The organism is Pseudomonas sp. IC_126, from assembly GCF_004331835.1.
GTDB lineage: Bacteria > Pseudomonadota > Gammaproteobacteria > Pseudomonadales > Pseudomonadaceae > Stutzerimonas.
Window position 1 is genome coordinate 71,093 of sequence record NZ_SJSS01000008.1, and the last position, 21,480, is coordinate 92,572.

Annotated in this window: 22 protein-coding genes and 3 pseudogenes; 15 read left to right on the plus strand and 10 right to left on the minus strand. The window is 62.2% G+C overall.

What is annotated here, in order from left to right; genetic code table 11:
- Nucleotides 1-133 precede the first annotated feature (133 nt).
- Nucleotides 134-379, minus strand: a complete 246-nt coding sequence (locus tag E0D86_RS19810) for a TIGR02647 family protein (protein ID WP_131651749.1) — start codon at nucleotides 377-379, stop codon at nucleotides 134-136.
- A gap of 78 nt (nucleotides 380-457) precedes the next feature.
- Nucleotides 458-715 (minus strand): annotated as a pseudogene (locus E0D86_RS19815) (hypothetical protein); the annotation flags it as partial.
- Nucleotides 716-868: 153 nt separating this feature from the next.
- Here E0D86_RS19815 and E0D86_RS19820 point away from each other — a divergent pair.
- Nucleotides 869-1,831 (plus strand): magnesium transporter CorA family protein, encoded by a 963-nt coding sequence (locus E0D86_RS19820; protein ID WP_131651751.1) that lies wholly within the window; start codon nucleotides 869-871, stop codon nucleotides 1,829-1,831.
- Here E0D86_RS19820 and E0D86_RS19825 read toward each other — a convergent pair whose 3' ends face one another.
- The 5 genes and pseudogenes from E0D86_RS19825 to E0D86_RS22060 form a co-directional block, all read right to left on the minus strand.
- Complete coding sequence (locus E0D86_RS19825; RefSeq protein WP_131651752.1) at nucleotides 1,832-2,359, minus strand: hypothetical protein; 528 nt, start codon at nucleotides 2,357-2,359, stop codon at nucleotides 1,832-1,834.
- A 79-nt stretch (nucleotides 2,360-2,438) separates the two neighbouring features.
- A complete protein-coding gene (locus E0D86_RS19830; protein WP_131651753.1) occupies nucleotides 2,439-2,921 on the minus strand; it encodes a GNAT family N-acetyltransferase in 483 nt (160 codons plus the stop codon).
- A 107-nt stretch (nucleotides 2,922-3,028) separates the two neighbouring features.
- Nucleotides 3,029-4,423, minus strand: coding sequence for an argininosuccinate lyase (gene argH / locus E0D86_RS19835; protein WP_131651754.1), 1,395 nt, complete (start codon nucleotides 4,421-4,423; stop codon nucleotides 3,029-3,031).
- 145 nt (nucleotides 4,424-4,568) lie between these two features.
- Nucleotides 4,569-5,066: pseudogene (locus E0D86_RS22055) on the minus strand (methyl-accepting chemotaxis protein); the annotation flags it as partial.
- Nucleotides 5,067-5,426: 360 nt separating this feature from the next.
- Nucleotides 5,427-6,500: pseudogene (locus E0D86_RS22060) on the minus strand (HAMP domain-containing protein); the annotation flags it as partial.
- A gap of 257 nt (nucleotides 6,501-6,757) precedes the next feature.
- Between E0D86_RS22060 and E0D86_RS19845 the strand changes: the two are divergent.
- The 9 genes from E0D86_RS19845 (at nucleotide 6,758) to E0D86_RS19885 (ending at nucleotide 15,063) form a co-directional block, all read left to right on the plus strand.
- The gene (locus E0D86_RS19845) at nucleotides 6,758-7,840 is read left to right on the plus strand and encodes a sensor histidine kinase (RefSeq protein WP_131651756.1); all 1,083 of its coding nucleotides are present in this window, start codon (nucleotides 6,758-6,760) and stop codon (nucleotides 7,838-7,840) included.
- Nucleotides 7,837-8,583, plus strand: coding sequence for a LytTR family DNA-binding domain-containing protein (locus tag E0D86_RS19850; RefSeq protein WP_131651757.1), 747 nt, complete (start codon nucleotides 7,837-7,839; stop codon nucleotides 8,581-8,583). The genes E0D86_RS19845 and E0D86_RS19850 overlap by 4 nt, the downstream gene beginning before the upstream one ends.
- Before the next feature lie 154 nt (nucleotides 8,584-8,737).
- Nucleotides 8,738-9,676 (plus strand): hydroxymethylbilane synthase, encoded by a 939-nt coding sequence (gene hemC / locus E0D86_RS19855; RefSeq protein WP_131651758.1) that lies wholly within the window; start codon nucleotides 8,738-8,740, stop codon nucleotides 9,674-9,676.
- On the plus strand, nucleotides 9,673-10,443 hold the full coding sequence (locus tag E0D86_RS19860) for a uroporphyrinogen-III synthase (RefSeq protein ID WP_131651759.1): 771 nt from the start codon (nucleotides 9,673-9,675) through the stop codon (nucleotides 10,441-10,443). The genes hemC and E0D86_RS19860 overlap by 4 nt, the downstream gene beginning before the upstream one ends.
- Before the next feature lie 16 nt (nucleotides 10,444-10,459).
- Nucleotides 10,460-11,665, plus strand: coding sequence for a uroporphyrinogen-III C-methyltransferase (locus E0D86_RS19865; protein ID WP_131651760.1), 1,206 nt, complete (start codon nucleotides 10,460-10,462; stop codon nucleotides 11,663-11,665).
- Complete coding sequence (locus E0D86_RS19870; protein ID WP_131651761.1) at nucleotides 11,662-12,900, plus strand: heme biosynthesis HemY N-terminal domain-containing protein; 1,239 nt, start codon at nucleotides 11,662-11,664, stop codon at nucleotides 12,898-12,900. The genes E0D86_RS19865 and E0D86_RS19870 overlap by 4 nt, the downstream gene beginning before the upstream one ends.
- A gap of 82 nt (nucleotides 12,901-12,982) precedes the next feature.
- Nucleotides 12,983-13,474 carry a disulfide bond formation protein B gene (locus tag E0D86_RS19875; protein ID WP_131651762.1) on the plus strand — a complete coding sequence of 164 codons (492 nt, stop codon included), beginning with the start codon at nucleotides 12,983-12,985 and terminating at the stop codon, nucleotides 13,472-13,474.
- A 254-nt stretch (nucleotides 13,475-13,728) separates the two neighbouring features.
- Nucleotides 13,729-14,190 carry a sigma D regulator gene (gene rsd / locus E0D86_RS19880; protein WP_131651763.1) on the plus strand — a complete coding sequence of 154 codons (462 nt, stop codon included), beginning with the start codon at nucleotides 13,729-13,731 and terminating at the stop codon, nucleotides 14,188-14,190.
- A gap of 99 nt (nucleotides 14,191-14,289) precedes the next feature.
- Nucleotides 14,290-15,063, plus strand: a complete 774-nt coding sequence (locus E0D86_RS19885) for an AlgP family protein (protein ID WP_131651764.1) — start codon at nucleotides 14,290-14,292, stop codon at nucleotides 15,061-15,063.
- On the opposite strand, the gene E0D86_RS19890 is transcribed toward E0D86_RS19885, so the two are convergent.
- Nucleotides 15,039-15,518, minus strand: coding sequence for a TIGR02444 family protein (locus E0D86_RS19890; protein ID WP_131651765.1), 480 nt, complete (start codon nucleotides 15,516-15,518; stop codon nucleotides 15,039-15,041). The two genes, E0D86_RS19885 and E0D86_RS19890, sit on opposite strands and share 25 nt — an antisense overlap.
- 67 nt (nucleotides 15,519-15,585) lie before the next feature.
- Between E0D86_RS19890 and E0D86_RS19895 the strand changes: the two genes are divergently transcribed.
- Genes E0D86_RS19895 through E0D86_RS19915 form a run of 5 tightly spaced genes read left to right on the plus strand, consistent with a single transcriptional unit; the run spans nucleotide 15,586 to nucleotide 19,995 of the window.
- The gene (locus E0D86_RS19895) at nucleotides 15,586-17,496 is read left to right on the plus strand and encodes an ATP-binding cassette domain-containing protein (protein WP_131651766.1); all 1,911 of its coding nucleotides are present in this window, start codon (nucleotides 15,586-15,588) and stop codon (nucleotides 17,494-17,496) included.
- On the plus strand, nucleotides 17,493-18,074 hold the full coding sequence (locus E0D86_RS19900; RefSeq protein ID WP_131651767.1) for a mechanosensitive ion channel family protein: 582 nt from the start codon (nucleotides 17,493-17,495) through the stop codon (nucleotides 18,072-18,074). The genes E0D86_RS19895 and E0D86_RS19900 overlap by 4 nt, the downstream gene beginning before the upstream one ends.
- Nucleotides 18,075-18,079: 5 nt before the next feature.
- Nucleotides 18,080-18,841, plus strand: a complete 762-nt coding sequence (locus E0D86_RS19905; protein ID WP_131651768.1) for a TerC family protein — start codon at nucleotides 18,080-18,082, stop codon at nucleotides 18,839-18,841.
- A gap of 51 nt (nucleotides 18,842-18,892) precedes the next feature.
- Complete coding sequence (locus E0D86_RS19910) at nucleotides 18,893-19,525, plus strand: LysE family transporter (RefSeq protein WP_131651769.1); 633 nt, start codon at nucleotides 18,893-18,895, stop codon at nucleotides 19,523-19,525.
- A gap of 14 nt (nucleotides 19,526-19,539) precedes the next feature.
- Nucleotides 19,540-19,995 (plus strand): YaiI/YqxD family protein, encoded by a 456-nt coding sequence (locus tag E0D86_RS19915; protein ID WP_131651857.1) that lies wholly within the window; start codon nucleotides 19,540-19,542, stop codon nucleotides 19,993-19,995.
- Between the two features lie 104 nt (nucleotides 19,996-20,099).
- On the opposite strand, the gene E0D86_RS19920 is transcribed toward E0D86_RS19915, so the two are convergent.
- Together E0D86_RS19920 and elbB are read right to left on the minus strand one after the other, a co-directional pair.
- Nucleotides 20,100-20,567, minus strand: a complete 468-nt coding sequence (locus tag E0D86_RS19920) for a thioesterase family protein (RefSeq protein WP_131651770.1) — start codon at nucleotides 20,565-20,567, stop codon at nucleotides 20,100-20,102.
- 153 nt (nucleotides 20,568-20,720) lie between these two features.
- Entirely contained in the window at nucleotides 20,721-21,383 is a 663-nt protein-coding gene (gene elbB / locus E0D86_RS19925) for an isoprenoid biosynthesis glyoxalase ElbB (RefSeq protein ID WP_131651771.1), read from the minus strand.
- Between the last annotated feature and the right edge of the window lie 97 nt (nucleotides 21,384-21,480).

The following is a 21,480-nucleotide window of genomic DNA, read 5'->3' on the forward strand; positions in this document are numbered from 1 at the left end:
GGCGCTAGGCGCGGGAAGGTAACACGGGCTTGGCCGGAGCAAGAACTACAGCGACCGTTACTCGAAGGTAGAGCGACCGCTTGCCGCGAACCTTAAGGCGTGGCGTTTGCGCCACGCCAAAAAAAGGTCATCGTTACGCAGGGGCGGTTTGCGAAAGGATGGTCAGCAGCCCTTGCGCATGCTCGGCCGCATCGCGGCCGAGGCTGGTCAGGTAGCCACCGTCAGGTTGGGTCGTCAGGCCTTTGGCGTGCAGGCGTTCGGCGGCGGTGACGGCCGCATTTCCGGCGTCGTGGTGCACTTTCAGGCCTTCGAGCGTGTTGTCGAGATTGAACAGGCGAAGGATTTCCAGCTCGGCTATCACATCGGACGTGAAGGACATGTTTGCTCCTTGAGTGGTGAACATCGGCCTCGTTCTGCGAAGTGTAGATGCTGTGCGCAAGCTTGCCGCGCTCGGCTGTTAATCCGGTAGATCGGGTAGATTGCGCAGCTGCGTTTCGTACCTGATGGCGTCGAACGGGCGGTCTTGCTCGAGCATTTGCCGAATCTCGTCGGCAAGCACCAGTGCCATCATCTTCAGTATCTCGTCGCGTTCGTAGCCGACCAGGGTCAGCTTGTTCAGCGTGGCCTGAGTGGCAGGTGGGTCGCCGGCCTCCAGCTGATTTTCGATCGCCTGGATCAGCGTTTCCTCGGCGAATGTTTCGTCGTCGGCAGTGGTATCGGTCATGGAGCAACTCTCGTTAGGGAACATCTTGATAGCGTGTTTCGGCGTGTCCCGGCAAGCTGCGCGTCTGCAGCAGATGCCGCCTGAACGCTTCGCCTGGGTCGGTCTCTATTCCTACTACGGACTTTCGAGGAGCGCGACCAAGTCATGATCATTTTCCACTGTCTTGAAAACGGCGCGCTGGTGCGGCGTGCTGCCCAGGATCTGCAGGCGCTCCCTGACAATGTGCTATGGATCGACCTGCTTTCCCCTGACCAGCAGGAAGAACGCTTCGTCGAGTCGGCGCTGGGCCTGGATATCCCAACCCGCGAAGAGCTGGCGGAAATTGAGGATTCTTCGCGTTTTTACGATGAGGAAGGCGCCATCTTCATGACGACTACAGTGGTAATGGGGATTGCCGACCGCCGTCCAGAGAACGCTGAAGTCACTTTCGTCCTAACCCAGCGCTGCCTGGTAACCGTGCGCTATGCCGAACTCAGTGCGTTTCGCCAGTTCGAAACCAAAAGTGCACGGCAGCCATCGGTGTATGGCACCAGTCACCAAATTTTTCTTGGCTTGGCCGATGCCATCGTCGACCGTATCGCCGATGTGCTGGAAAACGTTCAGGTTGCGCTCCAGGCTCTGTCGCGTTGCGTCTTCGATAAACGCAAGGAGCAGCGCACGGACCTGCAGCAGATCATTCAGCAGCTTGGTCAGCACCGCTCGCTGCTGTCGCAGCTGGGCGAGAGCCTGTTCAGCTCGACTCGCCTGATCGCTTTCTACCGCCTGCACGCCGGCGAGACCAAGCAGGGAGCTAAAGGAGTTTTGAAGGCGCTGGAGCGGGACGTGCGCTCGCTGGGTGAGCATCAGGCGCGACTATTGGGCGACATCGCCTTTCTGCTCGATGCCACGCTCGGCCTGATCAATATCGAGCAGAGTAGCATCATCAAGGTGTTCTCCATCGCCGCCGTGCTATTCCTGCCACCGACGCTGGTCGGCACGGTCTACGGCATGAACTTCGAACACATGCCTGAGCTCGGCTGGCTGCTTGGCTACCCGATGGCCCTGGCGATGATGGTGGTATCGGCGATTATTCCCTACGCATGGTTCAAGTTCCGCGATTGGCTCTGATCAGCCGAAGAAATGCAGCACTACGCAAAACCCACCGAAAAGCGTCCAGACCGAGGCAAAAATCAGCGGCGTGCGCAGGGAAAACAGCAGTGTTCGCTTGTAGCGATAACCCCCGGTGGGGCTGTTGCCTTCGCCGAACAATGCCGACTCCTGGTTCGGTAGCAGGCCCGCGCGGCCCTCTACCTGTAGCAGCTCGGCCTGTTTCTGGTGCCAGCGCTCTATGATATCGAAGCTGGATTTGATCCCAGGCATCGCATGGAAAGACGTCAGCAGGCCCAGTCCCGCCAGGACTGCGGGCACGACCAGGCGGAACAGACTGCCCCATTCAGGGTTGGTATTGGCCATTGACGAGGCAAAGGCGATCATCAAAAACGACTGCGCTGACAGGTAGGAACTGGTTCGCTCGGCCAGCAGCGTCGACTCGAAATGGATTTCAGAGCGGTAGAATTGCAGGCGCTCCTTGGGCGTATCGAAGACTTCTTCGCCTTGCGTATCTTGGTTTAACAGCAGTGTTCGGAGGTCGGTCATAAGCGTACCGGTTGGCGACAGGAGTGAACCTGTCGGGTGAGAGGTTACCGGTAGGCCAATACGGCGCGCGCAGGTTCCGTCAGTCGGTATTTGCGAGTGCCAACAGCGCACCACCGCTCAGGCGATAGGTTGTCCATTCTTCCTGCGGTCGGGCGCCCAGTGACTCGTAAAAGCGGATCGCCGGTTCGTTCCAGTCCAGCACAGCCCATTCGAAACGGCCGCAATCCTTGCCTACAGCGAGTTTCGCCAGATGCCGCAGCAGCGCCTTGCCAGCGCCGGTACCGCGTGCTGCGGGACTGACATAAAGGTCTTCGAGATACAGCCCGTTACGGCCAAGCCACGTGGAGTAGTTGAAAAAGTACACCGCATAGCCGATCGGCTCGCCGGCGCGCTCGCAGATCAGCGCTTGTGCCGTGGAGTTTGCGGAGAACAGGCTGGACTCGATGCCTGCCGCATCCGTTTTCACCTCATGCTCGGCTTTCTCGTAAATCGCAAGCTCGGTGATGAAGCGCAGGATCAGCGTGGCGTCATCGCGAGTGGCGGGGCGGATGTTCAGAGGCATGTGGAATTCCTGTCTTCCTGATCTGAGTAGGAGCGAGCGTGCTCGCGAAAAGGCCCAGCAGACAGCCCGTTCGCGAGCACGCTCGCTCCTACGAAAACAGCATGTGCTTAGCGCGAGGCGAGCAGGTCCCGCCCGCGCTGCACCGCTGCTCTCACCTGATTCGGTGCGGTGCCGCCGATATGGTCGCGAGCGTTGACCGAGCCTTCCAGGGTCAGCACCGCAAACACATCGTCACCGATCTGGTCGCTGAAGCGGCGCAGCTCGTCCAGGCTCATTTCGGCCAGATCTTTGCCGCTGTCGACGCCGTACTTCACCGCATGGCCGACGATTTCGTGGCAGTCGCGGAACGGCAAGCCCTTGCGGACCAAGTAGTCGGCCAGGTCCGTGGCGGTAGAGAAGCCGCGTAGGGCCGCTTCGCGCATGATTTCGCGCTTCGGCTTGATCGCCGGAACCATGTCGGCGAAGGCGCGCAGGCTGTCACGCAAAGTGTCGGCGGCGTCGAACAGTGGTTCCTTGTCTTCCTGATTGTCCTTGTTGTAGGCCAGCGGCTGGCCTTTCATCAGCACCAGCAGGCCGGCGAGGGCGCCGAATACGCGGCCGGTCTTGCCGCGTACCAGTTCCGGCACGTCGGGGTTCTTCTTCTGCGGCATGATCGAGCTGCCGGTGCAGAAACGGTCGGGCAGGTCGATGAACTGGAACTGCGCGCTGGTCCATAGCACCAGCTCTTCGGAGAAGCGCGACAGGTGCATCATCGCCACGGAGGCGGTGGCGCAGAATTCGATGGCGAAGTCACGATCCGAGACGCCATCGAGCGAGTTGCCGGAAATTGCCTCGAAGCCCAGCAGCTCGCAGGTGATTTCCCGCTGAATCGGGTAGGTGGTGCCGGCCAGCGCGGCCGAGCCCAGGGGCATGCGGTTGGTGCGCTTGCGGCAGTCCACCAGACGCTCGTAATCACGCGAGAGCATTTCGAACCAGGCCAGCAGATGATGGCCGAAGGTTACCGGCTGCGCGGTCTGCAAATGGGTGAAGCCCGGCATTATGGTGTCGGCTTCGGCTTCTGCCAGGCCTAGCAGACCCTGCTGCAAACGGGTGATTTCGGCGAGGATGGTGTCGATTTCGTCGCGCAGCCACAGACGGATGTCGGTGGCGACCTGGTCGTTGCGCGAGCGGCCGGTGTGCAGCTTCTTGCCGGTGACGCCGATGCGGTCGGTCAGCCGCGCCTCGATGTTCATGTGCACGTCTTCCAGGTCGACGCGCCAGTCGAAGCTGTCGGCTTCGATCTCGCCCTGGATGTCCTTGAGGTTGGCGATGATCGCGTCGCGCTCATCGACGCTCAGTACGCCGGCTTTCTCCAGCATGGTGGCGTGGGCGATCGAGCCCATGATGTCGTGGCGATAAAGGCGCTTGTCGAACTCGACGGAGGCGGTGAATCGGGCGACGAAGGCGTCGACGGGCTCGCTGAAGCGGCCGCCCCAGGACTGGTTGGTCTTGTCGGTGCTCATGAAATGCGCTCGCTGAAATCGGATGCTGGAAAAAACGCGGATGATAACAGGGTTGGCCGGCGCCTCATCGGGTGCGCCGCGACGAGCGCTGCGGGAGGAAGGGCGCTCGCGGCCTCCTTCAGGTGATTACTCCGTCTGGTGCGAATCAGGCCCTGAACTGACCCAGGCTGGCTTCGAGCCGCTGCGCCAGGCTACCCAACGTTCGACCACTGGCCGCGGTGGCGGTAACCGCTTCGGCGGATCGCTCGGCCTCGGTCATGATCACCTGTACGCGCTCGCGCACATCCGCCGCGGTGCCGGCTTGTCGCTCGGCACCCTGGGTCGCCTTTTCCATGGCGTCATGCACCTGGGCCACGGCGCGCTGCAATGCCTGCTGCAGCTCGCGGCTGGTGGTGAGCGAGGCCAGGCCGCTGTCGGCCTGCTTGCCGGTCTTGCCGATTGCTGAGACGGCGTCGTGCGCGCCTCGTTGCAGGCTTTCGATATGCGCGCGGATGTCTCCGGTGGATTGCTGGGTCTTGCTGGCGAGCGCGCGAACTTCGTCGGCGACGACGGCAAAGCCACGCCCGCTCTCGCCGGCGCGAGCCGCTTCGATGGCGGCGTTCAGTGCGAGCAGGTTGGTCTGCTCGGCGATGCCCTGGATGACCGTCAGTACCATTTCGATCTGCTCGCTCTGCTTGGCCAGTTTTTCGATCACATCGGCGCTGCCCCGTACGCCTTCGCCGAGCGCTTCGATGGTTTTGCCGACCTGATCCGAAATCGCTTCGTTGTCGAGCGCCGCCTTGCGAATCGAGGCGACCTGTTCCATGGCCGTCTGCATCGCCTGGCTTTCTTGCTGGGCGCGGCTGGTCATTTCCGCAAGCGCCTGCAGGCTGCCGGCGACCTCGTCGCGCTGACGTCCGGCGGCAGCCGCCGCGGCATTGCTGCGGCTCCCCAGCGCGTCGATTTCGGCGCCGGTCTGGACAGCGATGGCGCGGGCTTCCTGCACGATAGGCTGAAGTTTGGCCAGGAACAGGTTGACCGCGTCGGCCATGTCACCCACTTCGTCCGCGCTGTGAATCTCCACGCGCTGGGTGAGATCGCCGTGCCCGTCCGACAAGCCCCGTAGCGCCGTCACCAGCAAGCTGAGGCGGCGCAATACCTGACGGCCCAGCACCAGCGTGATGGCAATCAACAGCAGCGCGCCGGTCACCGCCAGGCCGAGGCTGATTTTCCATAGCAGCGCGGTCGCCGAGCGTTCCACGGTCTTTTGGCTGTTCACGTCAATGGTTTCCGCCACATCGGCGGCGGCAGCCAAGCGCGTCGCCAGCACCTTGGTGCTCTCGGTTGCGGTGGCGGCGAGGCCGGTTTCGACCATGCTCGAGGTTTCCCCGATCAGCGTCTGGAAGCGATTGTTGAAGGCGGCAAGCTCGGTGTTAACGGCCGAAGTGGACAAGCCAAGCATGACCTGGCCGATTTCAGCGCCCTTGGGGTTGATGGACGTCCTGGCGAGATACAGCGCCGGATCGTTCTCGGCTGCGGACAGGATCTTGTCGAAAGCGGTTCGGCCAGTGCCTTTGTCCAGCAGCGTCTTGACCCTCGGGTCGTTGCGATTCAGATGACGGGTGAGCTGTTTGCCAGCCGCGTCGAAATAGACGACGAAAACGACGGCTGGGTTTTGGTGGGCCATCCTGACGAATTCAGTCAGAGCGGGTGTGTCGTTGTCCCAGATAGCCGCGGGCGCAACGCCGGCCAGCAGGATGGCCAAATCGTCGCCCGATTGCTTGAGATGGCGTTCCAGGACGTTCTGCAGTTGCATCTGTTCATCGGTGAGCCGTTGCGTCAGCCCCTGCGCCAGATCGCTTTTCATGCGTTCGGACAGGTTGAGCAGTCCGCCGCGCACTTCAACGTCCGCGGACTGAAGCTCGCCCAGCAGCTGCACTGCGTCCTCGCTCAGGCTCTTGCGTATCTCCTGTTCGAGCGCCCCGATGGTACCGCGTGTCAAAGCAAGGGCGACCACCACCTGAACCACGACGGCGGCAAGCAGAGTAAGGAAAACCGGACGCAGCAAGCGGCTACGCAACGAGGAGAACAGCAACATGGCTCAGGCCTCCTGCCGCAACGGGCAGCCAGTGTGACGGGTGGGTTGATATTGTTATGCCACGATTCCGTTATCGGCACCTTAGCTCAACTTTTTAGTTTTTGCCGACGACCGTCTGCTCGATGTCACGCAAGTTACGAAGGCAGGTCACGCACCGGTTCGTGGTGGGTCGCATAGACTATGCCGCCATAAGTGCGGCGGCGCAGGCTGCGCTCCCGCTCTGCTCATTGCATCCCGACCGCGCGGAAACTCGATCCATGCAGATAACAAGGCCTGACCGGCCACGCTCCGCCGACCCGACCGACGATTTCTTCGTGCCGGAACTGTGCCAGCCGGAAGCGCTGCTTGGTCTGGTTCTGCTCGCCGAACTGCTGGTGCTGGTGTTCGTCCTCGCCGAGCCGATGCAGCCCGGCTTCAACTGGATGCGCCTGGCGCTGACCTCGTTGTTCGTGCAATGGGTGATGCTGCTTTCGGCCGGCTTGACCTGCCAGCTGCGGCCATTGCTGGCGCGTCTATCGCCCTGGGCGGCAGGGCTCGCCTGTTGTGTGATGGTGGTCGGGCTGACGCTGGCCTGCACCGCCGTGGCGGATATCTACCAGCTAGGCGGACCGCTGACGCGCGCCGGTGAGGTCAATCTGTATCTGCGACATGCGCTGATCAGCCTGATCATGTCGGGGTTGCTGCTGCGCTATTTCTATCTGCAAAGCCAGTGGCGGCGGCAGGAGCAGGCCGAGCTCAAGGCGCGCATCGAGTCGCTGCAGGCGCGCATCCGCCCGCATTTCCTGTTCAACAGCCTGAACAGCATTGCCAGCCTGGTGGTGACCGATCCAAGCAAGGCCGAGCAGGCGGTGCTGGATCTGTCCGACCTGTTCCGCGCCAGTCTGGCGCGTCCAGGCACGCTGGTGCCATGGCGCGACGAACTGGAGCTGTCGCGCCGCTACCTGTCGATCGAGCACTACAGGCTTGGCGACAGGCTGCAAGTGGAGTGGCAGGTGGACGGCGTTCCGGATGATTTGCTCATCCCGCAACTGACGCTGCAGCCGCTACTGGAAAATGCCCTGATCCATGGCATCCAGCCCCGCATCGACGGCGGTATGGTCAGCGTGACGGCAAATTATGTTGACGGCATGTTTCATCTGGAAGTCAGCAACCCGTTCGATGACGGCGCTCAGACGCAGCCATCACGGGGCACGCAACAGGCCCTGCACAATATAGACGCACGACTAACGGCACTTTTCGGTCCCGCAGCGAGTCTCAGCGTGAAGCGGTATAACGCCCGTTACTACACCTGTCTACGCTATCCATGTGCGACACAAAAGCAGGAAGCCAGATCCATATGAATGTTCTGATTGTCGATGACGAACCTCTAGCCCGCGAGCGCCTCAGCCGACTGGTAGGTGATCTTGACGGTTATCGTGTACTGGAACCTTCCGCCGCCAATGGCGAGGAAGCGTTGTCCCTGATTGAGGAGCTGCGTCCCGATGTCGTGTTGCTGGATATCCGTATGCCAGGCCTCGACGGTCTTCAGGTCGCAGCCAAGCTATGCGAGCGCGATGCGCCCCCCGCCGTGATTTTCTGCACGGCCCATGACGAATTTGCGTTGGATGCATTCCAAGTCAGCGCGGTTGGCTACCTGGTCAAGCCAGTACGCCCTGAGCATCTTGCCGAAGCTCTGAAAAAGGCCGAGCGGCCCAACCGGGTTCAGCTCGCTGCACTGACCCGACCCGCCGCGGTGTCTGGTAGCGGACCGCGCAGCCACATCAGCGCCCGCACCCGCAAGGGTATCGAGCTGATTCCACTGCCTCAGGTCATCTACTTCATCGCCGACCACAAGTACGTCACCCTGCGTCACGAAGGTGGCGAGGTGCTGCTGGATGAACCGCTCAAGGCACTGGAAGATGAATTCGGCGACCGCTTCGTGCGTATTCATCGCAATGCGCTGGTGTACCGCGACCGCATCGAGCGTCTGCAGCGCACCCCGCTTGGCCATTTCCAGTTGTTTCTCAAGGGCCTCGAAGGCGAACCACTGACGGTCAGCCGGCGACATGTCGCGGGGGTTCGCAAGTTGATGAGCACGCTGTAAGCCAAAGGTTGCAAGCGTGCTCGGCGGGTGCCACGTACTTGCATCTAGTTGAGGCTTGCCGCTCCAAGTCTTGCCGCTTCTTGACCCCTGCCAACCCAGCGACGGCGCTGGCCCTGTTATCATTCGCGGCAATTCACTGGTTCTGGATTAGCCCATGTCTCGCGAAATTCGCATCGCCACCCGCAAGAGTGCCCTGGCCCTGTGGCAGGCCGAATACGTCAAGGCGCGTCTTGAAGCGGCTCATCCCGACGTGACCGTCAGCCTGGTTCCGATGGTCAGCCGCGGTGACAAACTGCTCGACGCGCCGCTGGCGAAAATTGGCGGCAAGGGCTTGTTCGTCAAGGAACTGGAAACGGCGCTGATGGAGCACGAGGCGGACATCGCCGTGCACTCCATGAAGGACGTGCCGATGGAGTTTCCTGAAGGGCTTGGCCTGTACTGCATCTGCGAGCGCGAGGACCCGCGTGACGCTTTTGTCTCCAATCACTACGAGAATTTTGACGCGTTGCCGTCCGGGGCGATCGTCGGAACCTCCAGCCTGCGTCGCCAGGCGCAGCTGCTGGCGCGGCGCCCGGATCTGAAAATTCAGTTCTTGCGCGGCAACGTCAATACCCGTCTGGCCAAGCTCGATGCCGGCGAGTACGACGCCATCATCCTTGCTGCCGCCGGGCTCATCCGCCTCGGCTTTGGTGAGCGCATCCGTTCCAGCATCAGTGTCGAAGACAGTCTGCCGGCTGGCGGCCAGGGTGCGGTCGGCATCGAGTGTCGGACCGGCGACACCGAGCTGCACCAACTGCTGCAATGCATGAACGATCCGCAGACGGCGGTCAGGGTCAGTGCCGAACGCGCCTTGAATCGTCATCTGAACGGTGGTTGCCAGGTGCCGATCGCCTGCTATGCGGTACTCGAAGACAATCAGCTGTGGTTGCGTGGCCTGGTCGGGCAGCCGGACGGTACGCTGCTGTTGCGCGCCGAAGACCGCGCGCCCGCTGCGGATGCCGAGGCCCTAGGCGTGCGGGTCGCCGAGGCGCTACTGGCGCAGGGCGCGGAGAAGATCCTGCAAGACGTTTACGGTGAGGCCGGCAAGGCGTGACCGATTGGCGTCTGCTGCTGACCCGTCCCGCTGAAGAATGCGTCGCCCTCGCGGCTGCTCTGTCCGAGCTGGATATTCACAGCGCTAGCGTGCCGCTGCTCGCCATCGAGCCGCTGGCAGAAACCCCCGAGCAGCGCGCGACGATGCTCGAACTGGACCGTTATTGCGCGGTGGTGGTGGTGAGCAAACCGGCCGCGCGGCTGAGTCTGGAACTGCTCGAGCGTTACTGGCCGCAACCGCCGCTCGGCCAGGTCTGGTTCAGCGTCGGTGCGGCCACAGGGACCATCCTGGAAGGCTTCGGCCTGGATGTCAGCTGGCCCAGCACGGGCGACGACAGTGAGGCATTGTTGGCGCTGCCACGCCTGAAAGAGACGCTCGATGTGGCAGACCCCAGAGTGCTGATTTTGCGCGGCGAAGGCGGTCGTGAGCATATTGCCGAAACGCTTCGCTGCCGAGGCGTGCAGGTCGATCGCCTGGAGTTGTATCGGCGCTATTTGCCCGACTACCCGCCCGGAACGCTGCTCGAAACCCTTCGTTCGGAACGGCTGAATGCCGTGGTGGTCAGCAGTGGGCAGGGTTTGCTGTCATTGCACGAGCTGGCGGGCGCCGACTGGCCCGCGCTGCGTGAACTACCCTTGTTCGTACCGAGCCCTCGCGTGGCCGAAATGGCTGCGACCTTGGGTGCCAGACGAATACTGGACTGCCGCGGTGCCGGAACCGCGGCTTTGCTGGCGGCGCTACGGGAAAATTCCCAGCCCGCCTCCTGATGCAAAGGATGGAAACGTGAGCGAAGTAGACGCCGACAAGGCAGCGCAGCAACCCAAGGGCAACGATCCCGTCATCCCCACCCAAGACATTCCGCCGAAGAAGCCGGTAGGCAACAGGTCGAAAACCGACGGTCCCGGCCGTGGCCTCGCGGGTCTGGCATTGGTAATCGGCCTGGCCGGTCTGGCGGCGGGTGGCTACAGCGTTTGGCAGACCCAGCAGCTCGCTGAACAGGAACGCCAGCAGCTCGGTGCGGCGCAGGCGACGCGGGAGCAGGCGCGTCAGTTGGATACGCGCAGTCAGCAGCTGGCCAGCCGTCTCGGGCGACTGGAGCAATTGCCTTCTGCTGAGCAGCTGGAAGAGCGACGCCGTCTGCTTTCGGAGCTGCAAAGCGACCAGCAGCGACTCTCGGGACGGGTAGAGCAGGTACTGGGGGCAAGCCGTGAACAGTGGCGATTGGCCGAGGCCGAGCATCTGCTGCGTATGGCGATGCTGCGTCTGTCGGCCATGCAGGACGTGCAAAGTGCCGAGTCGCTGATCGCCGAAGCCGATCTGATCCTGCGCAAGCAGGACGATCCAGGCGCGTACGGCACGCGGCAGAAGCTGCTGGAAGGCCTCGAGGCGCTGCGCAGCTTGCCGGATATGGATCGGACCGGCCTGTTTTTGCAGTTGGGTGCGCTGCGTGGTCAGGCCAATCAGCTCAACGGTCTGGCGCCAGAGTTCGAAAACGGCCCAAGTCAGCCACAGACGCAGGGTGAAAGCCGCTGGCGGCAATGGTTGGACGAGCTGACGCGTTACGTGCGGATCGACTTCAATGCCGGCACCGACGTCAAACCGCTGCTGGCCGGCCAAAGCCTGGCGCAGGTGCGGCTGGCGCTGTCACTGGCTATCGAGCAGGCGCAGTGGGCGGTGCTCAATGGCAACGAGGAGGTTTATCGGCAGTCGCTGGAGCAGGCCGCTCGGCTGATCGAGGATCACTTCAGCGAAGAGAACGGCCAGAGCCGTGGCTTGCGCGATCGAATTGGGGAGCTTGCGAAACGGCAGGTCTCGGTCACCCTGCCGGACCTGACGCCCGCATTGCAGGCGATGCAGTCTTATGTGCAAACACGCGAGTCTGCCGATAGCAACGAGCCGGACGATAACGCTGAGCGCGGCGCGCCGGCCAGCGAGGCCGAGCAGCCGGCCGACGCCGAACGGGCGGTCGAAGGGGATCTGCGCACATGAAGCGACTTGCCGTTGTTGTTCTCATCCTGCTTGCCTTTGCCGGTTTTCTCGGCTGGGCCATTTTTCAAGATGCCGGCTACGTCCTGATCAGCTACGACCGCTTTCGCTATGAGTCGAGCTTCTGGGTCTTCGTCGGACTGATCGCCTGCTTCTGGCTGCTGGCAATGGTGATTCACTGGGTGCTCGGTTTGCTTCATGCATCCGGCACGCTGGTCAACCCCTGGTCGCGTCGCCATCGCGCGCGGCGCGTCTCCAAGGCTTCGCGCGCCGGGCTGCGGGAGCTGGCCGAGGGGCAATGGAGCCCTGCGCTCGGCCATCTGCGCACCGCAGCCGAACATGATCAACAACCGCTGGTGCATTATCTCGGTGCTGCCCGCGCCGCGAGCGAATTGGGTGAGTACGAACAAAGTGACGAATTGCTGCGCAACGCTCGCGAACGCGAACCCGAGGCAGGGCTGGCCATCGGGCTTACCCAGGCTCAGTTGCAGATCGCGCGCGGCCAGTACGGCGAGGCACGCGAATCCCTGAACGTGCTGCACAATGACAACCCGCGCCATCCCTATGTGCTGACGCTGCTCCAGCAGCTCTACGTCCAGCTGCAGGACTGGCCCGCCTTGTGCCGTCTGCTTCCGGAACTGCGCAAGCATCGTGTGTTGCCCCCGGCACGGCTGGACGAGTTGGAGCTGCTGGCCTGGACCGCCGCCCTGGAACAGACGCCGCAGGCACCGGTCGCGACAGTGGAGGAGGGACAGCAAGCGTTCGATCAGCGTTGGCAGACCGTGCCCAGCAAGCTGCGTAACGAGCCGGTGCTGGTACGTGCCTATGCGGACGGCCTGACTCGGCTGGGCGCAGAGGAGAGGGCCGAAGAAGTGCTTCATGCCGCGCTCAAGCGCCAATTCGATGATCGCCTGATCGAGCGCTATGGCCGTGTTCGCGGGCGCGAGCCGGCTCGCCAGTTGGCGCAGGCCGAGGCTTGGCTGAAGGGCCATCCGGAAAATGCCGAACTGCTGCTCGCACTCGGTCGTCTGAGCCTGCGCAATGAATTCTGGGGCAAGGCGCGCGACTATCTGGAAGCCAGTCTGCGCTTGGAACACCGTGCGGAAACCTGCGCGGAGCTGGCCCGGCTGCTGGCGCAGCTGGGAGACAAAGAGCGAAGCAATCGGCTGTTCCAGGAGGGGCTTGGGTTAATCGACGGTGCGAACGGTGTCCGCTTGCCGGCGATCAGCAACGGATGACCACGGATACTGGCGCTGCCATAGCTTGCAGCCCGCAGCTTGGACTAATACCGTAGCGAGCTTTCCTGTCTGCGGAGTCGCCATGAATCTGGCCAGCCCACGTTCGCTGTTTCTTCTGGCTTTCATCGGCTGTGTGCTGATGATGGTCGCTGCGCTGTATCTCGAGCATGTGGTCGGGCTGGCGCCATGCCCGTTATGTATCGTTCAGCGCATTTGCGTGATCGCCTTCGGCCTGGTCTGCCTTATCGCTGCGATTCATGGGCCGCGCAAAACCGGTCGCCGCGTCTATTCGATCCTGGCACTGCTGTTCGCGATAGCGGGTGGCGCCACGGCCGTGCGTCAGATATGGCTGCAGAACATACCGGCCGATCAGTTGCCAGCGTGCCTGCCCAGCCTCGAATACATGATGGATGCGCTGCCCTTCCAGGACATTGCCCGGCTGGTGCTTCACGGTACCGCCGAATGCGCCGAGGTCAGCTGGACATTGCTGGGCATGAGCATTCCCGAGTGGACCCTGCTGGCATTCATCGCGATGGGCCTGTTCTGCCTTTGGCAGCTGCTGCGGCGCGACTGAGGCCTTTTTGTCGAAACAGGCGAATGATCGCTGCGCTTGGTGGTCAATGGACCAGAGCGAAGCGATCCGGTCATGCCTTGCCTGGATGATTTTCGTCCAGGCGGCTTGATGCTTCGGTCGCCGCAGCTTAGTCTGCGCTGGCGGCAACGGTTATCCGCCGATTTCGCTGCCACTCACCCAAGGCCGATACCCCAAGACAACAAAACGTCTCGGAAGGCGCAATAAGCATCATCGATTAGGGAAGTGAGGTCATCATGCTCGAGAGCTGTCGGAACGCCCAGGAACGCTGGGGAGGTGTACACCTGCTGATCGACCGCTGGCTGCAGGAACGCCACGCACTGATCAACGCATTCGATGGGCTGCATGGCGACGCCGCCGCAAGTCGCCCTGCCTTGCAAAAATTCTGCGAAATCCTGCTCGACTATGTGTCGGCTGGACATTTCGAGATCTACGAGCAGCTGCTCAACGAGGCCGAGGCGTTCGGTGACAAGCGCGGCCTCGAGCTTGCTCGCCAGATCTACCCGCGCATCGAAGCCATTACCGAAGTGGCGGTGGTTTTCAATGACCGTTGCGATAGCGGCGATTGTCTGGATAGCCCAGGCCTGCCCGATGAGTTGAAGCGTCTGGGGCAGCTGCTGCACGAGCGCTTCGAGCTCGAAGACTGCCTGATCGAGGTGCTTCACACCGCTCACAAACAGACCGCCGCGCTGGCCTGATACCAGCCGGCGAGTTCGGTCATATCGCGTACGACGGTCGGTAGCGGAGCGCGCGGACCGTCCAACATGGCAGTGCCCATCTCATCAGGAGGCATGTTCATGCCTGCGAAGAAAAACTCGATCACGACGCCGCTGCATCTACTGCAGCAGCTGTCCCATAGCCTCGTTGCTCATCTGCAAAAGGCCTGCAACGAGGCGCAGAGGGACGCCGAAGTGCTGCTGGCCAAGCTTGAAAAGCAGCGCGGCAAGACGCAGGAAAAAGTCATCAAGGCGCGCGCCAAGCTCGATGAGGCGGGTGATGCGGGTAAATCGAAGGCGCAGAGCAAGGCCCGCGCCAGGCTGGCCGAACTGGATGACATGCTTGCCGTACTGCAGGCGCGGCAGAGTGAAACGCTGGGCTATCTGTCGGAACTCAAGCGCGACGCCGAACAGAGCCTGAAGCTCGCCCGAGGCATCACCGATGTCGAGAAGGCGGCCGCCCAAGCTCTGGCTACGCGCCAGAAGCCCGCGGCCGCGACCCGCAGCAAGGCGCCCACCAAGGCGACCAAACCAGCTGCAGCCGAGGCCGCGCCAGCCAAGCCGGCTGCTGGTAAAGCGGTTTCAGGCACGGTTTCGCCGCGTTCGGCTGCTAGTCGCTCCGAACCCGCCGTCAAGACTGGCAGCACCACGGCAAAACCGGCCGAGGCCAAGGCGCCGGCTACCAAAGCGGCGGCTGCCAAGGCAACGAGCGCTCCGCGCCGTCCTGCCAGCAAACCGGCATCCACTGCAAAGCCCGCGTCGGCAGCCTCCAGACCCGCTGCGGCGAAGAAGCCAGCCCGCAAGCCGGCGGCCAAGCGCGAAACCTCAACTCAATCGCCGCCGGTTGCGAGCTGAGATCCAGCCACACGCCTAAGGGTTTCCCAGAGTGCTTGTTTCTCGCCGCTGAGGCCGGCACAGAGCGGGCCCAGCCAATTGGTTCGCTCGCTGCCTTTCGGCCAAGGCTGCGTCGCCGATTGCAGGCGCTGAAGCTGGATATGTTCGGCGTCCAGCTCAAGCGCTTTCACTCGTTCACGCAGCCCAGCGAGCGCGTAGTCCGTCGCAGCCTGTTGGCGCCAGCTCTGGCGGAGAGTGCGTAACGGTGCGACCACCATGGCTCGCCAGTCATCGCTGAGGTCTTTCAGCTGTCTCAGCCGTGCGTCATCACATGCGACGCCGCGGCGTTCCAGCCAGGCGCCGGTCAACAATAGGCAAACATCCGCGCCGGCGGCCTGCAGTTCGAGGCAGGCCGCTTCGATGCCGGGCTGCTGGTAGCAGCTGAGGGCGAAAGACCAGAGATCGTCACGTTTCATGGGTGTCGGTTTTTTTCGTAAGCAGCCGGATGGATTTCCGGGCGACCTGATAAACTCCGCCGCCATTATGATCCGACTACAGAACCTGACTCTACAGCGCGGTCCCCAGCGGTTGCTGGAAGGCGCCGAGCTGACCCTGCATCCTGGCCAGAAGATCGGGCTGGTGGGTGCTAATGGCGCTGGAAAATCCAGCCTGTTCGCACTGTTACGCGGCGAATTCGCACCCGACGGCGGCGACTGCCAGTTGCCGCCGGACTGGCGCATCGCCCACATGCGGCAGGAGGTCGATACGCTCGACCGTCTCGCCGTGGATTATGTCCTTGATGGCGATGCCGAGCTGCGCCGCGTGCAGGCCGCACTGATTGCCGCCGAGGCCGCTCATGACGGTACCTCGCTTGCGCGCCTGCATACTGAGTTGGACAACGCCGACGGTTACAGCGCCGACGCGCGGGCGCGCAAGCTGCTCGCCGGACTGGGCTTTGCCAACGAGCAAATGGACCTTCCGGTCAGCAGCTTTTCCGGTGGCTGGCGGATGCGTCTGAATCTTGCGCAGGCGCTGATGTGCCCATCCGATCTGTTGCTACTCGACGAGCCGACCAACCACCTCGATCTGGATGCCATCCTCTGGCTCGAATCTTGGCTGAAGAGCTACCCCGGCACGCTGATGCTGATCTCCCACGACCGCGACTTTCTCGACGAGGTGGTCGGCAACGTGGTGCATGTCGAGCAACGTAAGCTGATGCTCTATCGCGGTGGCTATTCAGCCTTCGAGCGGGCTCGCGCCGAGCGCCTGGCGCAGCAGCAGCAAGCGTTCGAGAAGCAGCAGGCGCAGCGCGAGCACATGGAAGACTTCATCCGGCGCTTCAAGGCCAAGGCAAGCAAGGCACGCCAGGCGCAGAGCAGGATCAAGGCGCTGGAAAAGCTCGAGGAACTGGCGCCAGCGCATATCGATTCGCCGTTCGACTTCGCTTTCCGTGAAGCGGACAAGGTCTCCAGCCCGTTACTGGATCTGGCCGAAGGCGGCCTCGGCTACGGTGACAAACTGGTGCTGGACAAGGTCAAGCTGCAGTTGGTGCCCGGTGCGCGAATCGGTCTGCTCGGCCCGAACGGTGCGGGCAAGTCCACCCTGATCAAAACGCTGGCTAACGAACTGCAACCATTGGGTGGCCGCCTGCAGCGCGGCGAGAATCTCGTGATCGGCTATTTCGCCCAGCATCAGCTCGATGCGCTGGACCCGAAGGCCAGCCCGTTGTTGCACTTGCAGCGCATTGCACCGGGTGAACGCGAACAGCTGTTGCGCGACTTTCTCGGCGGTTTCGATTTCCGCGGCAATCGCTGTGACGAACCGGTCGTCAATTTCTCCGGCGGCGAAAAGGCCCGTCTGGCGCTGGCGCTGATCGCCTGGGGCAAGCCCAACCTGCTGCTGCTCGACGAACCGACCAACCATCTCGATCTGGAGATGCGACTGGCGCTGACCTTGGCGCTGCAGGATTTCGAGGGTGCCGTGCTGGTGGTGTCGCACGATCGGCACCTGCTCAAGAGCACCACTGACGAGTTTCTGCTGGTGGCCGATGGGCGAGTCGTCGCGTTCGACGGTGATCTCGAAGATTACGCGCGGTGGCTGGTGGATTACCGTGCCCGTCAGCAACCCACTAGCGCCACCGAGTCCTCCGCAGACAAGACCGATAAGCGTGCTTTACGTCAGGCTGCCGCCGCGTTGCGCCAGCAGCTTGCGCCGTTCAAACGTCAGTCCGACAAGCTCGAAAAGGATCTGGCCGGGGTTCAGGAAAAGCTTGCCGCGCTGGAACAGCGCCTGGGTGATGCCGCCGTCTATGAGGCGGCGCGCAAGGAAGAATTACGCGAATTGCTAGCCAATCAGGCGGAACTGAAGGCTCGCGAGGGCGAGCTGGAGGAGGCCTGGCTGACAGCGCTGGAGGCGCTCGAAACCTTGCAGGGGCAGCTGGAGGGCGGCGCATGAACGAGCAGTTGTTGATTCTTTCGCAGGAATGGGGGGACCAGCTACTACTGGGCCTGCAGGTTCTGCTCATTCTGTTGGTCGCCTACGCCTTGCAGCGTTTCGTAGTACGAGCGCTGACGCGGCTAGGCAGCCGCTATCCGCTACCGCCTGAACTGCTGCTGCCGCTGCGTGGCGGCATTCGCTGGTTCATCATCGGCGGCGCGCTGATCATGGTGCTAGAGCGCTTCGGTGTCTCGGCGACGGTGCTCTGGACCGCCTTCTCCGGTTTCGTGGCGGTGGCCGCCATCGCCTTCTTCGCTATCTGGAGCGTATTGTCGAACCTGCTTTGCGCCGTGCTGATCATGACCGTCGGGCCCTTCCGCCTGGGTGATCTGGTGGAGCTGGTTGAGAGCTTCGACAAGCCCATCGTCAAAGGGCGCGTCATCGATATAAACCTGCTCTACACCACCCTCGAAGAGGTGTCCGAAAACGGAACTGGCGCAATCGTCCAGGTGCCAAACAGCTTGTTCTTTCAGAAGGTCGTGCGCCGCTGGCGCGGAACCGACATACAAACGCCTAATCACAGCACTCACGAGTAGCACCTATGGAATGGCTTAGCAGCCCCGAAATCTGGGTCGCGTTTCTGACCCTGACCGCCCTGGAAATCGTCCTCGGCATCGACAACATCATCTTCATCTCCATTCTGGTCGGCCGCCTGCCGAAGGAGCAGCAGCCCAAGGCTCGCTTCTTCGGGCTGGCCCTGGCCATGGGGACGCGGATCCTGCTGCTGCTGTCGATCACTTGGGTCATGCGCCTGACCAACGATCTGTTCACGATCTTTGGGCATGGCGTGTCCGGGCGCGACCTGATTCTGTTCTTCGGTGGTCTGTTCCTGTTGTTCAAGAGCACCATGGAAATCTGGCACAGCGTCGAAGGTGAAGAGGAGCAGGACGGCACTACGAGTGGCGCGGTCAAGGCCGGCTTCGTCGGTATCATTCTGCAGATTGCGGTAATCGATATCGTCTTCTCGCTGGACTCGGTGATTACGGCGGTGGGGCTGGTGGACAACGTGCAGGTGATGATCGCCGCGATCGTCATCGCCGTCGGTGTGATGATGCTGTCTGCCAGCACCATCAGCGACTTCATCGAAAAGCATCCGACTCTGAAGATTCTCGCATTGTCGTTCCTGATCGTGGTCGGCACCCTGCTGATCGCCGAAGCCTTCGGCGCTCACGTGCCCAAGGGCTACGTGTACTTCGCCATGGCATTCTCGCTGACGGTCGAAGCGCTCAATATCCGGATGCGCAAGGCAATGAATCGCAAGCTGAAAGACCCGGTCAAGCTTGGCAAGGACATGCCGGACTGAGGATGAACAACCGGCTGCATTCAGGTGCAGCCGTTGCCTGAGGCTCAAATCATGACGTTCGAAAGCTGGCTTGCATTCTTCGCAGCCTGTTGGGTCATCAGCCTGTCACCGGGCGCCGGAGCTATCGCCTCGATGTCCTGCGGTTTGCAGTACGGCTTTTGGCGCGGCTACTGGAACGCCATTGGTTTGCAGATCGCCTTGGCGTTGCAGATCGCAGTGGTGGCGGCCGGTGTCGGCGCGGTGTTGGCGACCTCATCGCTGGCCTTCAGCCTGATCAAATGGTTTGGTGTCGCCTATCTGCTGTGGCTCGCGCTGAAGCAGTGGCAGGCGGTGCCGGAAATGCTCGATGACAGCGCGGCGCCACGGCCCATCGGGCGACCGCTGACGCTGGTGCTCCGGGGTTTTCTGGTCAATGCCAGCAATCCCAAGGCCATCGTGTTCATCCTGGCCGTGCTGCCACAATTTCTCGATCCGCAGCGCGATTTGGTGATGCAGTACCTGCACATGGCCGCGACCATGGTGGTGGTCGATCTGATCGTCATGGCGGGTTACACCGGTCTGGCGGCGAAGGTGCTGCGCTTGTTGCGTACGCCGCGTCAGCAGCGTCTGGTCAATCGCAGCTTTGCCGCCATGTTCGCCGGCGCGGCGGCATTGCTGGCGACAGTGCGGCGGGCCGTGGTGTGACAGTCGCCAAACTTTTGCGGGTGTGGGTCGATGCCGATGCCTGTCCCAAGGCAGCCAAAGAGCAGCTGATCAAGTTCGCGCTCAAGCGTAAGTTCGACGTCTTGCTGGTAGCGGGGCAGAGCCAGATCAAGCCGGCCTTCGCCTGTATTCGCCTGATCGTGGTTCCGAGCGGCCCGGACGCCGCGGACGATTATCTGGTCGAGCATGCGCAGCCGGGCGAATTGGTAATCTGCAGCGATGTACCGCTGGCCGATCGCCTAGTCAAGAAAGGCGTGGCGGCCCTCGATCCGCGTGGTCGCGAGTTCGACGAGCGCAACATGGGCGATCGTCTGGCCGTGCGCAACCTGTTCACTGACCTGCGTGAGCAAGGGCAGGTCGGGGGTGGCCAGGCTGCTTATGGCGAGCGGGATCGTCAGGCTTTTGCCAACGCGCTGGACCGGTTGCTCACGCAGTTGATGAAAAGCCGATAACGGTGCCGAAGGCTTGACGGCTGGACGTGGAGGAGCAGCCTGAAGCTATTAGCTCGAAGAAAAAGCTTGATGGGTCTGGCCGTAAACCAAACGCGTCCAGCTTCTCAGCCGCAAAGATAAGTGCCGGTGCCCACGGCGACCAATACGCCTTCCTCGTTGTGCAACTCGGAGCGAACCACGGCCACCTTGTTGCCGGAGCGCAGCAGCGTCGCGCTGGCGCTGAAGCGCTGGCCTCGTCCCGGTCGTAGATAGTCGATTCGCAGATCGATGGTGCCGAGCCGTGAAAGGCGGAGGGCGCGTTCCTCGGTGGTCAGATGCTGGTGCTTTTCGAATGCGCCGATCATGGCCATCGCACCACCGGCCACGTCGAGCAGAGAAGCGATCACGCCGCCATGCAGGATGCCATGGAAAAAATTGCCGACCAGTTCATTCTTCATCGGCAGATGCATCACCACGCGCTGGTGCGTCACTTCCTCCAGTTCGATACCCAGATACTCGTTGAACGGAATGCGCTCGAAGAGCTGGCGCACGGCTTGTTGCTGCTCTTCGATGGTGTCGGATGTGTGGGGCATGAGTTCGGCCTCTGTCAGATCGGCCAAAACTGCCGTAGCGAGGCAGGAATGAACAGGGGGGGCGGCCGGAGCGCCGGTACGATTGGCTGTATAGCCATAGGCCGAACGAAAATCCCGAGCCTGAGCTCGGGATGAGGGAGGTGGGCCTGGTGCTTACTTGTGGGTGAGCTCCAGCACTCGGTCGACTAGTTTGTAGATGCCCGACGCCGCTTCGCTGATCGATTGCGCGAGCATGTAGGCAGGGGTCGTCACCAGATTGTGCCTGGAATCCTCGACGAGTTCGGTGACCTCGCAGGCTTGGTGCTCGATGCCCATTTCGCGCGCTGCGCTTGCGGCGGGATCGTCGTCATTGCCCAGCGTGCAGACTACGCCAGCGCCGAAGATCTGTGCCGCCATGGTGGGTGCGATGCACATCATGCCAACCGGCTTGCCGGCTTTCGCAAACGCCTGAGCCGCTGACAGCACATCCGGGAGGACCTTGCTGGCGGCGCCCTGAGTGGCGAAATCGGAGAGGTTCTTTGCCGCGCCAAAGCCGCCGGGCATGATCAGCGCATCGAACTCGTCCACATTCAACTCGCGCAGATCGCTGATTTCGCCGCGAGCCAGGCGGGCGGATTCGATCAGCACGTTGCGGCTCTCCGGCATCTCGTCGCCGGTCAGATGGTTGATCACATGCATCTGCGCGATGTTAGGCGCGAAGCAGCGAACCGTTGCGCCGCGTTGGTCCAGGCGCAACAAGGTAATCACGCTCTCGTAGATTTCCGAACCGTCGTAGACGCCACAGCCGGAAAGGATCACGGCGACTTTTTTGTTCATAGGGATACTCCTGGTCAGATTCAGCGGCCCGGAAGACGCCGGGCGAAAGTCTTCGATGCTAATCCCTGGCGGGGTTCAAGGTAAGCCCGTACCCGGT

Coding starts and splice junctions, on each gene's coding strand:
- E0D86_RS19825 (WP_131651752.1), bottom strand. CDS start 2,359: ATGACCGACCTCCGAACACTGCTGTTAAACCAAGATACGCAAGGCGAA.
- E0D86_RS19830 (WP_131651753.1), bottom strand. CDS start 2,921: ATGCCTCTGAACATCCGCCCCGCCACTCGCGATGACGCCACGCTGATC.
- E0D86_RS19875 (WP_131651762.1), top strand. CDS start 12,983: ATGAATCTGGCCAGCCCACGTTCGCTGTTTCTTCTGGCTTTCATCGGC.
- E0D86_RS19905 (WP_131651768.1), top strand. CDS start 18,080: ATGGAATGGCTTAGCAGCCCCGAAATCTGGGTCGCGTTTCTGACCCTG.
- argH (WP_131651754.1), bottom strand. CDS start 4,423: ATGAGCACCGACAAGACCAACCAGTCCTGGGGCGGCCGCTTCAGCGAG.
- E0D86_RS19900 (WP_131651767.1), top strand. CDS start 17,493: ATGAACGAGCAGTTGTTGATTCTTTCGCAGGAATGGGGGGACCAGCTA.
- E0D86_RS19810 (WP_131651749.1), bottom strand. CDS start 379: ATGTCCTTCACGTCCGATGTGATAGCCGAGCTGGAAATCCTTCGCCTG.
- E0D86_RS19895 (WP_131651766.1), top strand. CDS start 15,586: ATGATCCGACTACAGAACCTGACTCTACAGCGCGGTCCCCAGCGGTTG.
- E0D86_RS19890 (WP_131651765.1), bottom strand. CDS start 15,518: ATGAAACGTGACGATCTCTGGTCTTTCGCCCTCAGCTGCTACCAGCAG.
- E0D86_RS19910 (WP_131651769.1), top strand. CDS start 18,893: ATGACGTTCGAAAGCTGGCTTGCATTCTTCGCAGCCTGTTGGGTCATC.
- elbB (WP_131651771.1), bottom strand. CDS start 21,383: ATGAACAAAAAAGTCGCCGTGATCCTTTCCGGCTGTGGCGTCTACGAC.
- hemC (WP_131651758.1), top strand. CDS start 8,738: ATGTCTCGCGAAATTCGCATCGCCACCCGCAAGAGTGCCCTGGCCCTG.
- E0D86_RS19870 (WP_131651761.1), top strand. CDS start 11,662: ATGAAGCGACTTGCCGTTGTTGTTCTCATCCTGCTTGCCTTTGCCGGT.
- E0D86_RS19885 (WP_131651764.1), top strand. CDS start 14,290: ATGCCTGCGAAGAAAAACTCGATCACGACGCCGCTGCATCTACTGCAG.
- rsd (WP_131651763.1), top strand. CDS start 13,729: ATGCTCGAGAGCTGTCGGAACGCCCAGGAACGCTGGGGAGGTGTACAC.
- E0D86_RS19845 (WP_131651756.1), top strand. CDS start 6,758: ATGCAGATAACAAGGCCTGACCGGCCACGCTCCGCCGACCCGACCGAC.
- E0D86_RS19820 (WP_131651751.1), top strand. CDS start 869: ATGATCATTTTCCACTGTCTTGAAAACGGCGCGCTGGTGCGGCGTGCT.
- E0D86_RS19920 (WP_131651770.1), bottom strand. CDS start 20,567: ATGCCCCACACATCCGACACCATCGAAGAGCAGCAACAAGCCGTGCGC.
- E0D86_RS19850 (WP_131651757.1), top strand. CDS start 7,837: ATGAATGTTCTGATTGTCGATGACGAACCTCTAGCCCGCGAGCGCCTC.